16 protein-coding genes are annotated in these 16,786 nt (G+C 45.5%); all 16 read left to right on the top strand.

What is annotated here, in order from left to right; all coding sequences use genetic code 11:
* Positions 1 to 149: 149 nt before the first annotated feature.
* The 16 genes from L2082_RS07935 (at position 150) to L2082_RS07860 (ending at position 16,555) form a co-directional block, all read left to right on the top strand.
* Positions 150 to 779 (top strand): Lcl domain-containing protein, encoded by a 630-nt coding sequence (locus L2082_RS07935; protein WP_446011601.1) that lies wholly within the window; start codon positions 150 to 152, stop codon positions 777 to 779.
* A 118-nt stretch (positions 780 to 897) separates the two neighbouring features.
* A complete protein-coding gene (locus L2082_RS07930) occupies positions 898 to 1,116 on the top strand; it encodes an Lcl C-terminal domain-containing protein (RefSeq protein WP_446011602.1) in 219 nt (72 codons plus the stop codon).
* A gap of 202 nt (positions 1,117 to 1,318) precedes the next feature.
* Positions 1,319 to 1,843, top strand: a complete 525-nt coding sequence (locus L2082_RS07925) for an Lcl C-terminal domain-containing protein (RefSeq protein ID WP_446011600.1) — start codon at positions 1,319 to 1,321, stop codon at positions 1,841 to 1,843.
* A 192-nt stretch (positions 1,844 to 2,035) separates the two neighbouring features.
* Positions 2,036 to 2,263 carry a type II toxin-antitoxin system HicB family antitoxin gene (locus L2082_RS07920; protein WP_446011599.1) on the top strand — a complete coding sequence of 76 codons (228 nt, stop codon included), beginning with the start codon at positions 2,036 to 2,038 and terminating at the stop codon, positions 2,261 to 2,263.
* Positions 2,256 to 2,450: a type II toxin-antitoxin system HicA family toxin gene (locus L2082_RS07915; protein ID WP_446011598.1), complete on the top strand. Its 195-nt coding sequence runs from the start codon at positions 2,256 to 2,258 to the stop codon at positions 2,448 to 2,450. The genes L2082_RS07920 and L2082_RS07915 overlap by 8 nt, the downstream gene beginning before the upstream one ends.
* A gap of 647 nt (positions 2,451 to 3,097) precedes the next feature.
* A complete protein-coding gene (locus L2082_RS07910; RefSeq protein ID WP_446010307.1) occupies positions 3,098 to 3,583 on the top strand; it encodes a type II toxin-antitoxin system VapC family toxin in 486 nt (161 codons plus the stop codon).
* Complete coding sequence (locus tag L2082_RS07905) at positions 3,576 to 3,740, top strand: hypothetical protein (RefSeq protein ID WP_446010308.1); 165 nt, start codon at positions 3,576 to 3,578, stop codon at positions 3,738 to 3,740. Before L2082_RS07910 ends, L2082_RS07905 begins: the two co-directional genes overlap by 8 nt.
* 113 nt (positions 3,741 to 3,853) lie before the next feature.
* A complete protein-coding gene (locus tag L2082_RS07900; RefSeq protein ID WP_446010309.1) occupies positions 3,854 to 4,813 on the top strand; it encodes a PD-(D/E)XK nuclease family transposase in 960 nt (319 codons plus the stop codon).
* Positions 4,814 to 4,821: 8 nt separating this feature from the next.
* Positions 4,822 to 4,974, top strand: coding sequence for a hypothetical protein (locus L2082_RS07895; RefSeq protein ID WP_446010310.1), 153 nt, complete (start codon positions 4,822 to 4,824; stop codon positions 4,972 to 4,974).
* A gap of 126 nt (positions 4,975 to 5,100) precedes the next feature.
* Positions 5,101 to 7,605: a leucine--tRNA ligase gene (leuS, locus tag L2082_RS07890; RefSeq protein WP_446010311.1), complete on the top strand. Its 2,505-nt coding sequence runs from the start codon at positions 5,101 to 5,103 to the stop codon at positions 7,603 to 7,605.
* Between the two features lie 123 nt (positions 7,606 to 7,728).
* Positions 7,729 to 8,280 (top strand): LPS assembly lipoprotein LptE, encoded by a 552-nt coding sequence (gene lptE, locus L2082_RS07885; RefSeq protein WP_446010312.1) that lies wholly within the window; start codon positions 7,729 to 7,731, stop codon positions 8,278 to 8,280.
* 414 nt (positions 8,281 to 8,694) lie between these two features.
* Positions 8,695 to 9,093: a roadblock/LC7 domain-containing protein gene (locus L2082_RS07880; RefSeq protein WP_331359207.1), complete on the top strand. Its 399-nt coding sequence runs from the start codon at positions 8,695 to 8,697 to the stop codon at positions 9,091 to 9,093.
* A 74-nt stretch (positions 9,094 to 9,167) separates the two neighbouring features.
* Positions 9,168 to 9,773 (top strand): GTP-binding protein, encoded by a 606-nt coding sequence (locus L2082_RS07875; protein WP_446011597.1) that lies wholly within the window; start codon positions 9,168 to 9,170, stop codon positions 9,771 to 9,773.
* A 67-nt stretch (positions 9,774 to 9,840) separates the two neighbouring features.
* Positions 9,841 to 15,540: a hypothetical protein gene (locus L2082_RS07870; protein ID WP_446011596.1), complete on the top strand. Its 5,700-nt coding sequence runs from the start codon at positions 9,841 to 9,843 to the stop codon at positions 15,538 to 15,540.
* A gap of 9 nt (positions 15,541 to 15,549) precedes the next feature.
* Entirely contained in the window at positions 15,550 to 16,179 is a 630-nt protein-coding gene (locus L2082_RS07865) for a succinate dehydrogenase cytochrome b subunit (protein ID WP_446008683.1), read from the top strand.
* 40 nt (positions 16,180 to 16,219) lie between these two features.
* Entirely contained in the window at positions 16,220 to 16,555 is a 336-nt protein-coding gene (locus L2082_RS07860) for a hypothetical protein (RefSeq protein WP_446008684.1), read from the top strand.
* The last annotated feature ends 231 nt before the right edge of the window (positions 16,556 to 16,786 follow it).

The following is a 16,786-nucleotide window of genomic DNA, read 5'->3' as shown; positions in this document are numbered from 1 at the left end:
AAAACAAACAACCAGAGGGTAACCTAACTTTTCAAACATGTCTAAATTGAAGAGGCGGGATAGTTGCGCCCAAAATTTCTCATTGCGCTATTCTCATATTGAAAAAAGTTTAGGCTCTGAATTGCTGGCCTTCATGCACCCGCGGCGGGGTGTCTGACGGGCAGGAAATCCTTGACGGGACTGATCCGCTGGATGGCAGTGATGATCGTGTAACGGGAGGAGGTCTTAACGATACTGGTATAACCTGGAGCGGTAATTATGAATCTGGCAATAATAATGCCTGTGATCCTTCTATCCTGCCGGACGGTGATAATGTAGTTGAGGCGCAGGATTGTTCGCATGGTCGGGATGTAACCCATAACGATAACTCTGACGGTCATGCCGGATTTAGCTACACCAAGCTGGACAGCAACGGGGTGCCCTTGGCTAATCAGAATGCGGATTACGCAACCACTCCCTGGGCTTGCGTAAAGGATAATGTGACCGGTTTGATTTGGGAGGTGAAAACCGATGACGGTGGGCTGCATGATAAGGATGATACCTATAAATGGTACAACACTAACCCTGCCACCAACGGCGGTGCGGATGGTTATGAAAATAATGACGGAAATACTTGCTATGGCTATAACAGTAGCGATTCCTCAACATTTTGCAATACTGAAGCGTATGTAAACCGGGTCAATGCAGCGGGCTGGTGCGGGGGTTCGGATTGGCGTATGCCGACGCACAAGGACAGACATCGTAAACATCAAAATGATAATTACTTGATAATGATTTGATTTTATATACGATTAATAGAATTTGGACATTTTGTCTTGTAGCAAGTGTCCAAATTTAGTGATTTTGCTATAATATTAAATTATTATAAACAATGTCCAGTTTTAGCGTTTACGATGTCTGAAGGAGCTGAAGAGCCTTGTAAATTATGGTCGCAGCTGGCCAGCAATAGATACGAGCTATTTCCCCAACACTGACAATTCTTATGTCTGGTCCGGGTCGCCCTTTGCGAGCAACTCGGACGGTGCGTGGGCCGTCGCTTTCTACACCGGCGATTCCTACGCCAACGACGCCCTCAGCAACGGCTCTGCGGTTCGGTTGGTGCGCGGCGGACAGTGATTTTATGTTTTTTGCTTTGTGAGATTTTCGTGAACAGAAAAGAACATTTACATTTTGAGTGCCGTAGGGGACGAACCTATGTGTTCGCCCTTTTATTGCGGGCAGACACACAGGTCTGCTCCTACAATGTGAAAGGCTGACTGCGCCGCCGCTGTGTTGCATCAATAACCCTTCCCCCTTTCGTTAAAACAGGAGTCAGACTATGCGAACCTACTTCTTCATCCTCTGCTGTATCTTTTCTGCGGCAACTGTTCATGCAGCCCAAACCTGTAGAACAGATTCTATTCCCGCTTCCACACCCAATAGCCAGTTAATTGACAACGGCAACGGTACGGTCACTGACCTGAAGACCGGCCTGATGTGGAAGCAATGCCTTGAGGGAGTTTCTGGAAATACCTGCGAGGACGGCTCACCAAGTGAATTTACCTGGCAAGAGGCCCTACAGCAACCAGGAACTGTCAATGCTGCGGGCGGCTTTGCAGGCTATACAGACTGGCGACTGCCCAATATACGTGAGCTGGACACCCTTGTTGAAGAGCAGTGTTATAATCCTGCGATCAATCTCAACCGTTTTCCCAATACACCGAGTTCAGATGTCTGGTCCGGGTCGCCGTATGCTGGCTCCTCGGTCCATGCGTGGGGCGTCTGCTTCGGCCACGGCGATTCCGACATCGACAACCGCAACGACGTCTACGGTGCGGTCCGGTTGGTGCGCGGCGGACAGTGATTTTGTTTTTTTGCAACGGTTACCAGGGAGATTATGCCGACAAACAGCCCCGTCGGTGATATGATATACCCAGTACCGGAATTGCCCGGAGTGTTCCTTCGGGCTGTTCTTTTTCATCCCTTCAGGATGGTCGGGAATTCAAAACATTCAGCTTAGGATAGTACCTGAGTCTGTAAGCAAAAGGAGGATGATATGCAATTCAATGCAATCATAGAACGGGACCGAGATGGTTTTTATGCCTATATCCCAGCACTTCAGGGGTGTATGAGCCAAGGGGATACACTTGAAGAGGCACTCGCCAATATCAAGGAAGCGTTGGAGCTGTATCTGGAAGATATGGAGGAGCAAGAAAAAGAAAGATTATCAGAAAGCAGCTACATCATAGCCCCTATTACCGTAGAATCAACAGCACATGTCTGATAAACTCCCGCGATTAACAGCAAAAGAAGCGGAAAAGCTACTCTTGGCAAACGGTTTTGAGTTGTCCCGGCAAAAAGGGAGCCATCGTATTTACCGTAAAGAAGGCAGCCGAATGGTCATTCCGCATCATCAAGGGAAAACTCTGCATCCGAAAATCGTCAAAGAACTTTTCGCTCTGCTTGATTAGCCGGGTAGGGTGCGTTCCACGCACCATGATACTGCACGTTCAAGCCTTGTAGGGTGCATTTCATGCACCGTTTTGGTACAGGGGGGGGGTACTCTACCGGGGCTCTGCCAAAGCCCGGTAGGTTGGGGTGAGGTACGAACCCCAACAATCATAAGGCGAGTCAGACATGTTGGGGTTCGTTCCGCGCACCCGCAACCTACGAGCTAACAAACAGCAGAGGTTTTGCCTTCCAAAAGGCATAGGGTTTGCCTTCCAAAAGGCATGGGTTTTCCCTATCAAAAGCCCTGGCTTCTACCTATCAAAAACCCTCCCTTTTGATATATAGAAGGGAGGGTTTTACATCTCAAAAGGGAGACTTTTTAGTATATAGAAGGGTAGGCTTTTGATTCGCAAAAAATCTGCATGTATCAGTATGTATTCATCTCTTTCCATAAAGCCTTGTAGGGTGCATTTCATGCACTATTTTGGTACAGGGGGGTACTCTACCGGGGCTGGCAAAGAGATTATACCGACAAACAGCCCTATCGGTGATATGATATACTCAGCACCGGAATTGCCCGGAGTGTTCCTTCGAGCTGATCGGGAACCTTGCAAGGGTTCAATAAATTTAGCAGAAATTGAGTCACGCTGACCCAAAATTCGATATAATGAAACCAAAAGTTTACCTTGAAACAACTATCGTCAGCTACCTGACCGCATGGCGCAGTCCGCAGCTTATCATGGCCGCCCAACAGGAGGCCACCCGATCCTGGTGGGACGAGGAGCGTCTTTATTTCGATCTGTTTATTTCCGAGATTGTGATTCAGGAGGCTACGGCAGGCGATGCGGAAGCTGCAAAGCGACGACTTGATGCGCTTGACGGAATCCCGGAGTTACAGATCGTTGATACCGCCCGAGAACTGGCGCGAAGTTTTATCACCAAACGGCAGCTGCCAGCCAAAGCTCATCTTGACGCTCTGCATATTGCAGTGGCTGCTGCAAACGGAATGGACTATCTTTTGACATGGAACTGTCGGCATATTGCCAATGCAACCCTTCAACACGCGATGCGCAACATCAGTGAAGAATTCGGCTGTGCGCTTCCGGTTATCTGCACCCCGTTTGAACTGATTGAGGAGAGAAAAAATGATTGACGATCCGCTTATTGAAGAAATCCGCCGAAATCGCAACGAATACGCAAAGAAATTCAATTATAATCTCGACGCAATTTGCCGGGATCTTGAAAAAAAGCAGAAACTCTCAGGGAGAAAGGTCGTTTCTTTTCCACCCAAAAAACCGATAGCCCGGTAGGTTGGGGTGAGGTACGAACCCCAACAATCATAAGGTGAGTCAGACATGTTGGGGTTCGCTCCGCTCACCCGCAACCTACGAGCTAATCGAAATGAGATCAAGCGGAGAAAAACATGAGCGAAAAAAGAACCCTGGTCAGTTTCGACTGGGCTATAAAAAATATCCTGCGTGACAAAGCCAACTACGACGTGCTGGAAGGTTTTCTCAGCACCCTGCTGGAGCGGGACATCAGAATTCTTTCCCTACTGGAAAGCGAAAGCAATCAGGAGGATGCGTCCGACAAGTTTAATCGGGTGGATCTTTCGGTGGAGGACGATGCCGGAGATATTTACGTAATTGAGGTACAGGCGGGTTGGGAACGGTATTATTTACAACGACTCCTGTATGGCAGCTCAAAATTGATCATTGATCACCTGAAGCTGGGCGATTCGTTCGCCAAGGTGAAAAAGGTTATCTCGGTCAGTATTCTCTACTTTCTGCTCGGCGAGGGGGAGAACGATTATATCTATAAAGGATCGACTGATTTCTACGGCCTGAATACCCGTGAAAGACTGCGTTTGAAGCCGAGAAAACGTCGTGCCGTGGTGGGTCGGGAACTGGACGCAGGACGGAATGTGTTCCCCGAATATTACCTGATTGAGACCGAACGTTTTCACGATATCATCAACAGCGGCATTGACGAGTGGGTCTATTTTTTCAAGAACTCCGAAGTCAGACCGGAGTTTCGCTCCAGAAACATCCAGGTTGCGGCTGAGAAGCTTGATCTGCTGAAAATGCCGGAAAAGGAACGCCGGGCTTACGAGAAATATCTGGTGAACAGGGCCAGCGAAAAGGATATGATTGAATCGGCGTATGACGAAGGGATTGAGAAGGGGATTGAGAAGGGGATTGAGAAAGGGATTGAAAAAGGTATCGAAAAAGGAATTGTGCAGGGAATAGAAAAAGGAGTTGAAAAGGGCAGGAGTGAAGTGGCTGTTAATATGCTGCGTACGGGGATATTGACAACAGAGCAGATTTCGCAGGTCACAGGTTTGTCTGCGGAAGAAATCAGAAAACTTGCCGGGAAATCGTGAAGAGTAATATGAGCGAAAAGAGAACCTTGGTCAATTTTGACTGGGCCATAAAAAACATCCTTCGAGACAAGGCTAACCACGACATTCTGGAAGGCTTTCTCAGCACCCTGCAGGAACAAGGCATCACCCCCTTTTTGTCTTGGAAAGCGAAGGCAATCTAGCCTTGCAGGGCGAAGAGACATTTTTTATAAGAGACCATTACTGTTACATCTGTTACATTGAACATCTTTTGAAAAATACCTTTTTGAATTTTCCAGGATTTGAGACTGAGACAAGAAGAGAGAAATATGAGTAAGACAGCGCAGAAACCGCAACATTACGATTTCAAGGCTATTGAGGCAAAATGGCAGCAGCACTGGCAGAAAGAAAAATCATACAAGGTCAGTGAAAATGCAGAACAGAAAAAATACTATCTGCTGGAGATGTTCCCCTACCCATCAGGCCGAATCCATATGGGGCATGTCCGTAATTACTCCATTGGTGATGTGATTGCCCGCTATAAGCGAATGCAAGGTTATAATGTGTTGCACCCTATGGGATGGGACGCCTTTGGTCTGCCTGCGGAAAATGCCGCACTTAAACACGGGGTTCATCCTGCCCAATGGACCTATGAAAACATCAGCTATATGCGTGAACAACTCAAGGCTATGGGGCTGAGTTATGATTGGGATCGGGAGATTGCTACCTGCCATCCTGAATACTATCGTTGGGAACAGCAGGTCTTTTTGCAACTGCTGGAAAAGGGTTTAGTGTATCGGAAAAAGACTACGGTCAACTGGTGTGATGATTGCGCAACCGTCTTGGCCCGTGAACAGGTCATTGATGGCTGTTGCTGGCGTTGTGACCAGCAGGTGGTGCCGAAAAATATGTATGGTTGGTTTCTTAAGATTACTGACTATGCTGATGAACTGTTGGAAGATCTGGACCAACTCAACGGGTGGCCGGAAAAGGTGGTCACCATGCAGCGCAACTGGATTGGTAAGAGTCAGGGGCTTGCCTGCGATTTCCCGGTGGAAGGCGACAAAGAGAAAATCAAGATTTTCACCACCCGGCCCGACACTATTTACGGGGTGACGTTTATGTCCCTGGCAGTGGAGCATCCCCTTGTTGATACTTTGATCACCGGGACAGAGCATGAAGAGCCGGTTCGCGATTTTATCAAGCAAACCTTGCTGGACAAGCAGCGCATGGCCATGGATCAGGAACCGGAAAAACACGGTGTCTTTACCGGGAAATATTGCATTAATCCCTTTAATGGCGATCGTGTCCCGATCTATGTGGCTAATTTTGTGCTTATGGAGTACGGCACTGGTGCTGTTATGGCTGTGCCTGCCCATGATCAGCGTGACTTCGAGTTTGCCCGGAAATATGATTTACCGATTCGTCCGGTGGTGCAGCCCGAGGAAAAGCTGGAGGGCGAGCAGATGGATTCAGCTTGGGAAGGTGATGGTGTTTTGGCTGACTCAGCGAATTTTAATGGCTTGCCATCAGCTGAGGCAAAAAAGGCGATTATTGATCATGCAGAAAAAAAAGGCTTTGGTCAACGCCATATTACCTATCGCCTGCGAGACTGGGGGATTTCCCGTCAACGTTATTGGGGGGCTCCTATCCCGGTGATCCACTGCGATACCTGCGGTGCTGTTCCGGTTCCCAATGAGCAATTGCCCGTACTTTTGCCAGGCTCCCAGCCTCCCTACGGCAGTTCAGCCCCCTTGCATCAGCAAGAGGATTTTTATACAGTAACCTGTCCCCAATGCGGTCAGGATGCACAGCGGGAGACCGATACCATGGATACCTTTATGGAATCGTCCTGGTATTTTGCCCGCTATACCAGTCCCCGTGCTGATGCTCCCCTTGAAAAAGAGGCTGCTCAGTATTGGCTGGCAGTGGACCAGTATATTGGTGGGGTGGAACATGCTATTCTTCATCTGCTCTATGCCCGTTTTTTTACCAAGCTCCTGCGTGACCTCGGTTACCTCGGTGTTGATGAGCCCTTTACCCAGCTGCTTACTCAGGGTATGGTGATCAAGGATGGTGCCAAAATGTCCAAGTCCAAGGGTAATGTGGTGGATCCCCATGACCTGATAACCCAGTATGGTGCTGACACGGTACGCCTCTTTTCCCTGTTTGCTGCTCCACCGGAAAGAGATCTGGAATGGAATGCCCAAGGGGTTGAGGGCAGTTTTCGTTTTCTCAACAGAGTGTATCGGCTCATTCTGGCCAATATGGACTGCTTTGTCGCTTCTGATGAGAAAAAAAATAATGCCGTAGAATTGGGTAAACTCTCTCAGGGAGATCGACAGCTTCATCGGAAAACCCATCAGACTATTCAGCGGGTTACCGAGAGTATTGAAACAAACTTTCATTTCAATACCGCTATCTCAGGGGTTATGGAACTGGTAAACCAGGTGAGTGCTGCGACCGGAGAAGGGGGCAAACAGCCCCTTGATCAGACCGTACTGAGAGAGGCGTTGCAGACAATACTGTTCCTTCTTTTTCCTATGGTGCCCCATTTTTGTCAGGAACTCTGGCAGGTCACAGGCCATAAAAAAACTCTGGATCATCAACAATGGCCCGAGTATGATACAGAGGCAATCAAAGAAGATGAGCTTACCATTGTGGTACAGATCAACGGTAAGGTGCGTTCCCGTTTACAGGTTGCAGCCGACACAGATGAAGAAGAGATCAAGCAGGCTGCCCTGGATGATGAGCGGATAATAAATTTTGTCGACAATAAACCTGTGAAAAAAATTATTGTGGTTAAGGGGAAACTTGTTAATATTGTCGTATAGAACTCGTGGAAAAAAATCTTCCACTTGCCTGTCACCTGATGACCTTCTTTATCAGTGAAGGAGTACGCAAGAGTTTGACATGTTGCTTTGGAAGATATAATCTTAAACTTATAGAGGCGTAACGTGACTGGTAAAATCAAAAACCTGCTCTTTTTTCTCTGTTTTTTTCTTTTGCTTGGTGGTTGCGGATATTATTTTCCCAATGTGTATACCGGCCCTGAAAGGTTGGTGTATATGCCGAACTGGAAAAACCGCACAGATAAGCTTGGTATTGATAACAGCATGTATAAATCCTTATCAGCCTGGTTTCAGAAATCGGAAAAAATAAATTTGACCAAGGACAGAGAAAGAGCTGACCTGGTGCTTGCCGGAGAAATTATTTCTATTGACCTGCCTGGAATCGGCTGGAATACAGATGCCCAGACAACCGATGTAAAGATTATGTTACGCTTGCGTTATGTACTGAAAAATGTAAGAACCGGTAAAATTCTTTGGGAGGTACCAAACGAAGTCTGGACAGAGAACTATAATACTTTGACAAATCGGGCTGATACAGCAGACAAGGCTGTGGATGAAATTCTTGATGAGGTTTCCGAGAAAATATACTTGGGAACGTTAAACAAAATACGCAAGATGAATAGAGACCTGTCGGTTGACGGAGCCAATGACAAGTAATATCTGCCTGTTGTACTCGTGTTGGCAGTTTTTTCTTACGTGCGGCTAAAAAAGGCAGGAAACATGTACGGCTCTGTTCAGAACCAATGAACAGAGCCGTGTTTGTTTTATCCCTCTGATCTATGGTATGTTGACTATATGGTGAATTGCAGTGCAGTTAAACAGAAGCTGGAAAATATGTTTGTGAAAAAAATCATACTCTTCAGCTTTGTTATTTTACTCATTCTTCCTGTTGCTCGCTTGGGCGCAGCAGAGTCTCTTTGCAGCGAGATATGGTAAAAAAATAAAAAAAATACTATAACCATTAAAAACAACTTCATATATGTGATTATCTGGCGTATAGTCAAAAAATGGAGAGATGCCGGTCGGCTTATCCCAGCCGGACAAACAATGCAATGTTAATGAGGAAATCAGATGAATTACGGTGTAGTTAGCCAGGAACAGCTAGAAAAAATTGATGAAATCCTGTCAGAGCAGCTCATCAAGATAGGAGTGGACTGTGTCATCATTATTGACATGGCAGGGAATATCATAACAGCTAAGGACAACGGCACTTCCAAATATGATGTGTATTCATTCGCAGCTCTGGCAGCAGGTAACTTTGCCACTGTTGATGCTATGGCAAAACTAGTTGGAGAACAAGAGTTTTCTTTGCTCTTTCACAAGGGGACGGATTGTAATATCCACTTTTCGAAAATCGACGAGGAGCTTTTGCTGATCACCATGTTTGGCAAGCATATCTCACTTGGTTTTCTCAGGCTGAATGTTGTTAAAGCACTGGAACAGATAAGAAAGCTCTGGGCTGGTAAATAATTTTTTATTATGGACTTCATGGAGTCGTCTCTTCTCTTCAAAAGCATTAATCTATAGATAGCAGGAGAAAAGCATTGAGCTTTATTAATCTACGCGAGAAAATTGTACAGGTAAAAGTCGTTTATTACGGTCCAGGAAGAGGAGGAAAAACCTCTAACCTTGAGTATATCAATCGCAAGTTCAGCAAGCAAATCCAGTCTGAAATGGTCAGCTTAAAGACCCACGGCGATCGTACCCTGTTTTTCGACTTTCTTCCCTTTGACATGGGGAAGATCAAAGGATATGAATTAAAAATACAGCTATATACAGTGCCTGGTCAGGTGAAGTATAATGCGACGCGTAAACTGGTTCTGAAAGGGGTGGATGGACTGGTTTTTGTTGCTGATGCCCAGGAAGCCATGCGGGAGAAAAATATACGTTCACTGAATCAGCTCCATGAGAATCTCAAGGGTTATAAAGAATCTATTTTTAAGATTCCTCTTGTGATGCAGTACAATAAAGTTGATTTGCGGAATCAGGGGATCCCTGTTCTTCCAACCGCTGTGCTGGAAAAGGATCTGAATAGCAAGTTAAAAGTACCTTCCTTTGAAGCTAGTGCGTTAACAGGGTATAATGTTCCTGAAACACTGAAGAAAATCATTTCATCCACAGTAGTGTCAGTGCAGAAAAAACTCTTGTAACGGGATAAAAAAACGGTATAGGTACGCTGTTAAGTACTGGCACCTCAGATGAGTCCGGATAATAATTATGCCCCCAGCAATAGACGAATTTGAAGACCTCACACAATTTGCAGATGAGTCGTTTGATACAGATGAAGTTGATTTATTTGAGTTTACTGATGATGAGGAATCACCTCTTCTTCGTCTGAAATCCATAGTTCTTTCTCTGGATTGGGATATTACTGAGGATACTCTGACGGAGTTGACTGAAGAGCTATCTAATTTACGTTCTTTGTGGGATGGCGATAAAGTTGCTCAAATTTATCTCCAGGGAATGGATAATATCGGCAAGTATCTTCAGAAAGAAGGAGCTTATGCCCATCCCAATGCCATTAAACTTCTTCTGACACTTTTTTATAATTATGAGAAAATAATATTCTCAACAGATCTCAGCACAGCGGCTGTAACCTCCATGCTTAAGGCAGATGTCCGGAAGTTTAAAGTGCTGCAATACCAGATAGGTACGATTGGTAACGAAGGGCATGCTGAAAAAGATTTGCCAGAGCACTCTGAGGAACCTGTTCAAGAGCCTCGTAAAAAAACCGCCAAAGCTGACCCCTCGTCTGATGGAATTATTCAGGAGGGTCTTGAAAGCAGCCCACCAGCGCTACGTGGCGATACTGATGACCCCCTGACCAGTATGGAAGCCACTATTCTTGGCCTGGAATGGGAAGTAACTCAGGAAGGTTTGAAGAAATTTCACGCAGAGGCCACCACCCTTCGGGAGCATTTAAACGATAATCGTGATGCCCAAATTCTTGTCCAGGGCCTGCAGGCATTAGGAGCATATATACGCGAAGAAGAGAGCAATGCTCATCCTGACTCTTTTACTATACTGCATTCATTTTATGATGCTCTGAAGTTGTTGATTAAGGATACGAACCTGACTGCTGAACAACGTAAACGTGTCTTGCTTGAACAGATTGGCAGTCTTAATAGCCTGAAGGCAATTATAGCCAAGTCCGCAGCAGAAAAAAGAGCAGATAAAGCAGAAACACATACGAAAGAGGACGCAAAAGAAAGAGAAACAGCAAAAGTCGCTGAAGCAGCGGAAACCGTCGAGGTTGGCGGGACAAAGGAGCCTGTTTCAGAGGAAGAACAGGATGCTGATTTTGATTCACCAGTAGCAAACGATGATACAGAGCTGGATCTGTTTTCAGATGATTTTAATGATGAAGGAGATGAATTTGTTTTTGACGGAGAAGATGAGATCTCTGACAATGAGCTGAAAGGTGAGGAGAGTTTTACCGACGATTTTGAGTTTGATACAGAAGAAGATGGGCTAGATCTTGACCTTGACGAAGGACTTGATGAGGATCTTTTTGCCGATGAGGCACCAGGGGATGAGCAGGATTTTTCTCTGGACGATGATGGTGACCAAGACGAATCAATTGTTCCAGCCTTAACCGACGCTGATGAGGAGGAGGGCTTTAATGAAGAACTTGTATCAGCTGGTATCGACGATGGAAAAGCTACTGAATTTGATGAAAAACTGGATTCCTTCTTCGATTTTGGCGATGAAGATGTAGAGCAACAAGAGGAGGATGCCGTTGCAGAAGAAAACGCTGTTGTCGACGAAGCCCTTGAGGCTGATGATACAGATATAGATACAGATGATGCGCCAGGCTTATCCACTGAGACTGAAGAAAGCAATGATGATGAGGCAGGTGAATCAGATGTTGAGCTGGACTCTTTTTTTGACTTCTCCGATGAAATTGATGCGGATGAGGCGGCGACTGAAGAGGATGAAAAGAGCCGTGCAGAATCCTGGAAAGATGAAATTCTTGCTATGGGCTCTGAGGAAGCAGACGGAGAGGAAGAGGCTTTTATAGAGGGGGAAGTGGATTACGATTCCTTCTTTAATTTTGATACCGATGAGAGCGAAGACGATATCTTTCTGGATGATCAGGAAGCTGACATTGAAGAAGAAGCATTGGAAAGCCCATTGGATGATTCACAGGGAAAATCTCTTACAGCCAATGATGAAATCAGTGAAGAAATCAACGAGGACGAAGAGCTTGATATCGCCCTGGACGGTTCTGATGATTTTGAGGAGGCTGGAGAGATTACAGCCGCTCTTGCAGATGCTGACGAAGAAGGGGGTTTTAATGAAAGTGAATTGTCTTCAGATATTGATGATGAAAAGGCTGCTGAGCTTGACGAAAAACTGAATTTTTTCTTTGAATTTGACGAGGAAGAACAGGAATCTTCTTCTGAAGAAAAAGGTTCTGTTACGGAAGATGATATTGCCTCTCCAGAAGTTCTTGCCAAATCAGAAGCCGCTTTAGAGGTGCCTGAAGAGGAGAGTGAGATAAGCTTAGATGAAATAAGCGAAGAAGGAGATGAAGAGGAATCTGAAGTATCTTTTGCTGAAGATGATTTTGATGGTGATATTGCAGGATTCTCTCTTGATGACGACGAGATTGAAAGTGTTAATGCAACAGATGATTCCGCCAATATTTTTGCAGACTCTGAAGAAGAAATTGAAGGATTGGATGCTATTTTCGATCTTGATGAGGATAAGGATAACACCTCTTCTGAATTAGAGACGTCAGGTGAAGGCATAGCTGAAGATATTCCCGCCTTAGAAGATAAGTTTGTTGTCGCTCTTGATGATGAAGATGCTGATGATGTACTCACTCCACCTTCAAACGAGTTAGACAGCTTTCTTGATGTTGAAGAGGAGGATAACAAGGAATCGGTAGAGGCAGAGAGCACTGAAGCAACAGAAGACATCGCACTGGATGATGAATTTTTCCTGTCACTTGATGAAGATGAATCAGAAGACGATGAATTTGATTTCTCCTTTGATAATGATGCTGCAGAAAAAACGGAATCCCCGGAAAGGACTATTTCTGAGGAAATGGAGACTGTTCCTGTTTTGGAAGAAGGCGACGATACTGTCGACTCGGACCCTTATGAAGAGGTTGCATTATCACTTGATGAGGAAGTGTTGGATGACGCTGAATTAGTTGATTTTCCCTTTGAGAATAATGAGGGCACTGAAGATTCTGTCGAAGACACAGGGTTGATTTTGTCGTTTGATGATGAGGAGAACATAGCGAGTGACGAGGGTGCGATAACAGAGTCAGGCGATGCGAGTGAATCCGATGCCTATGATGAAATTGCCTCATCCCTTGATGATGACGAGAGCACAGGTGAGTTTCCCAGCTTTTCTGTTGTGAACGATGAGGTGAGTAACGATTCTGAAGATATTGCAGAATTCAATGAAGCCTCCGATGAAGAAATTGATAGCTTTTTCGATCTTGAAGATGAGGAAGAGACCGAGTTGGCAAGTGTTGATGGAGACTCAGCAGATGCCTCTGTTTCAGACGACGAATTTGGTCTATCACTTGATGATGAGGAAGACGAGATTGCAAGGGATGAAGATCTTGCCAGTGCTTCTTCCGACTCTGAAGTTGATGAATTTGCCTTACCGCTTGATGATGAAGAGCTGAGTGATACAGGTGAGAGTGAACTTTCAGACTTCTCCTTCTCCGATGGTGATGAAGACGAGCCTCTTGCCGAAACCACGGAAGTTTCCGATTCTTCCGAAGAAATTGATAGCTTTTTCGATCTTGAAGATGAGAAAGAGACCGAGTTGACAAGTGTTGATGGAGACTCAGCGGATGCCTCTGTTTCAGACGACGAATTTGGTCTATCACTTGATGATGAGGAAGACGAGATTGCAAGGGATGAAGATCTTGCCAGTGCTTCTTCCGACTCTGAAGTTGATGAGTTTGCCTTACCGCTTGATGATGAAGAGCTGAGTGATACAGGTGAGAGTGAACTTTCAGACTTCTCCTTCTCCGATGGTGATGAAGACGAGCCTCTTGCCGAAACCACGGAAGCTTCCGATTCTTCCGAAGAAATTGATAGCTTTTTCGATCTTGAAAATGAGGAAGAGACCGAGTTGGCAAGTGTTGATGGAGACTCAGTGGATGCCTCTGTTTCAGACGACGAATTTGGTCTATCACTTGATGATGAGGAAGACGAGATTGCAAGGGATGAAGATCTTGCCAGTGCTTCTTCCGACTCTGAAATTGATGAATTTGCCTTACCGCTTGATGATGAAGAGCTGAGTGATACAGGTGAGAGTGAACTTTCAGACTTCTCCTTCTCCGATGGTGATGAAGACGAGCCTCTTGCCGAAACCACGGAAGTTTCCGATTCTTCCGAAGAAATTGATAGCTTTTTCGATCTTGAAAATGAGGAAGAGACCGAGTTGACAAGTGTTGATGGAGACTCAGCAGATGCCTCTGTTTCAGACGACGAATTTGGTCTATCACTTGATGATGAGGAAGACGAGATTGCAAGGGATGAAGATCTTGCCAGTGCTTCTTCCGACTCTGAAGTTGATGAATTTGCCTTACCGCTTGATGATGAAGAGCTGAGTGATACAGGTGAGAGTGAACTTTCAGACTTCTCCTTCTCCGATGGTGAAGAAGAGGAGTCTCTTGCCGAAACCACGGAAGCTTCCGATTCTTCCGAAGAAGTTGATAGCTTTTTCGATCTTGAAGATGAGGAAGAGACCGAGTTGGCAAGTGTTGATTCAGAAGCTATAGAAATTTCTGATTCTGATACGGAAGAGGAAGATGAGTTTGCCTTGTCGCTTGACGATGGAGAGAGCAGCGAGCCCGAGGATGGTGAGCTTTCGGACTTCTCCTTTTCTGATGATACAGAAGAAGAACCTGTTTCAGAGGTCAGTGAAGCAACCGAATCCTCTGAAGAGGTAGATAGCTTTTTTGGTCTTGAAGAAGAAACTGAGCCTGCTGCTGATGATGAATTTGTCCTCTCGCTTGATGATGAAGAACCTGGCGATGATGAGTTAGCTGAATTTTCTTTTGACAGCAGTGAAGATGAAGAAAGCGTAGCAACCTTTGAAGATACAGAGCAATCTTCTGAAGATTTTATCCTGACACTTGATGAAGACGATGAAGAGCAACAGGATAACGAGCTGAATGTTGAAACGGACGAAGATATTGATCTGGATCTTGATGCTGACCTGGTGGAAAGCGATGAGCAGGAAGCAGAGGTGGCCTTAGAGAGCCATTTTGGAATTCCCTCGGAAACAGAAAAAACCACCGAAATATCGTTGGATGCTGACAACGAGTTGGCTGATGAAGAATTTGTGCTTGACCAAGAGGTTGAGCATCCGCATGACAACGAAGAAAGTGAGGAGAATGAGCTCTTCCTGAGCAAGGAGGCTGTTGACGAAGAAGCTGAAGACCCTGCACTTGTTTTCGATGCGGCTCTTTTTGCCACAGCAGCAGCAGCTGTCTCATCCAATCCAACTCTGGACAATGTCCAGCATGTGAACGAATTGGCTGTAGCTGCTAAACAAAAGGCTGGAAACACTCCACAGCAGACAGTGATCCTTCATCTTTTAGAGTCAGCAACAGCTCTTATCGGGCAAAAGTCTGAGCTGGCTAACGATGATCAAATCCTAGTGCAGGAACTGGCAGCAGGGCTTGAGCTTGCAGCTGATGATCCGTTTGAACTCGCAGCCTTGGTGCATCACTATACTGCCTGGCAGCAGGATTTTGTCAGCTCCATTATGGCCCACAGGAAAGACCCTTCTGTGGGGCAGCCTTTCTCTGTATCACTCCCCTCCGATTGTGTCAGCAATAAAGAGGCTGTCCAACAAGTGCAGGAAAGTTTCTCACAGCTTCGTGAGGCTATGATGGAGGAATTTAATCAACTGAGAAAAGAACTGCATAAAGGATAATTCAAAAATATGTCTGATTTCCTGCAAAGGGCACTCTCGTCACTGGGCAGAAAGTACATCATGGCTGTAACCGGTGCCCTTCTTGGTATATTTCTGCTGGTACACGCTGTAGGCAACAGTTTTATTTTTCAGGGGAAAGCGGCCTTTAACGCCTATGCAGAACATCTTCATTCTTTAGGGCCGCTGATTCCTGTGGCAGAGCTTATTCTGCTCATTATTTTTCTGGTCCATATTTTTATAGGTATCAGCCTGTTTTTGAAAAACCAGGAAGCTGCTGGCAATAAATACGCTGTAAAGAGTTCCGCAGGAGGAAAGACTTGGGGTTCACGAACCATGCCGTGGACCGGCTTGACTATTCTTGCTTTTCTTTTTCTTCACCTTTTTACGGTCCGCTTTGTTGATCAAACCCTGCCCATTGCCGATGTGGTCTATAGGGTGTTGGGTAATCCTCTCTATACTCTCTTTTATCTTTTCGGCATAGCGGCCCTGGCCTTGCATATCAGTCATGGTTTTTGGTCGCTCCTGCAAACTTGGGGTGTTCATCATCCTCAGTACAATGTCCTGATGCGGATTGGGGCCTGTGTGCTGACTGCCCTTGTTAGTCTGGTCTTTTTTGCAGTTATTGTGGTGTTATGGTGATAGAAGCGTACTGACTTTCCCCTATCTCTCCTTTATTTCCATGAAACAGCCTGTTAGCTCATCGTTGCACGACCTCTGTAGTCAAATCATCTGCGAATGCTTCTGGGAATACAGGATAAGCGTTGAGAAACTTCTTGAGCTGACCCGAAACGGTACTGATCAGGAAAAATATTTTGTGTTTACCAAATGTATGGAAAGCTCAACCGACATTCTGCAAAGTCTCCATATCTTCAGTGAAGATGATCAAAGAAAGATGATCAGTCGATATCGTCCACCAAAATTCAATCATTATTTTCTCAGCAAGAGGCATAAAATAGTAAGATATTTCGTGACTGGCGAGGAGGTTGATATCCCTGAGTTGGAATGGAATGTATAAATTGCCTTATACCTTTAAAAAAACATGCTCATCGACTCTAGAATCCCCCCGATCTGTTCACAAAAAAGGAGATGGCTCGCTACTTTTGCTCTATCCCCTTTTTGCTGCGTCCCATATTTTTTTCTTGTAGTCTGAATTGACTTGCTAATTTGTTTATTCGTTGTATTGTTTGAGCTGATATTGTAATACGTGCGGACAAGCGAGAGTTGTTCGCACAGACTATTCTTTTTG

It is taken from the genome of Candidatus Electrothrix sp., from assembly GCF_052785085.1.
The sequence above is the reverse complement of the archived record's forward strand: the minus strand, read 5'-3'. Positions and strand labels throughout refer to the sequence as shown.

Coding starts and splice junctions, on each gene's coding strand:
- leuS (WP_446010311.1), top strand. CDS start 5,101: ATGAGTAAGACAGCGCAGAAACCGCAACATTACGATTTCAAGGCTATT.
- L2082_RS07880 (WP_331359207.1), top strand. CDS start 8,695: ATGAATTACGGTGTAGTTAGCCAGGAACAGCTAGAAAAAATTGATGAA.
- L2082_RS07905 (WP_446010308.1), top strand. CDS start 3,576: ATGATTGACGATCCGCTTATTGAAGAAATCCGCCGAAATCGCAACGAA.
- L2082_RS07870 (WP_446011596.1), top strand. CDS start 9,841: ATGCCCCCAGCAATAGACGAATTTGAAGACCTCACACAATTTGCAGAT.
- L2082_RS07910 (WP_446010307.1), top strand. CDS start 3,098: ATGAAACCAAAAGTTTACCTTGAAACAACTATCGTCAGCTACCTGACC.
- L2082_RS07860 (WP_446008684.1), top strand. CDS start 16,220: ATGAAACAGCCTGTTAGCTCATCGTTGCACGACCTCTGTAGTCAAATC.
- L2082_RS07895 (WP_446010310.1), top strand. CDS start 4,822: ATGAGCGAAAAGAGAACCTTGGTCAATTTTGACTGGGCCATAAAAAAC.
- L2082_RS07925 (WP_446011600.1), top strand. CDS start 1,319: ATGCGAACCTACTTCTTCATCCTCTGCTGTATCTTTTCTGCGGCAACT.
- L2082_RS07865 (WP_446008683.1), top strand. CDS start 15,550: ATGTCTGATTTCCTGCAAAGGGCACTCTCGTCACTGGGCAGAAAGTAC.
- L2082_RS07900 (WP_446010309.1), top strand. CDS start 3,854: ATGAGCGAAAAAAGAACCCTGGTCAGTTTCGACTGGGCTATAAAAAAT.
- L2082_RS07915 (WP_446011598.1), top strand. CDS start 2,256: ATGTCTGATAAACTCCCGCGATTAACAGCAAAAGAAGCGGAAAAGCTA.
- L2082_RS07920 (WP_446011599.1), top strand. CDS start 2,036: ATGCAATTCAATGCAATCATAGAACGGGACCGAGATGGTTTTTATGCC.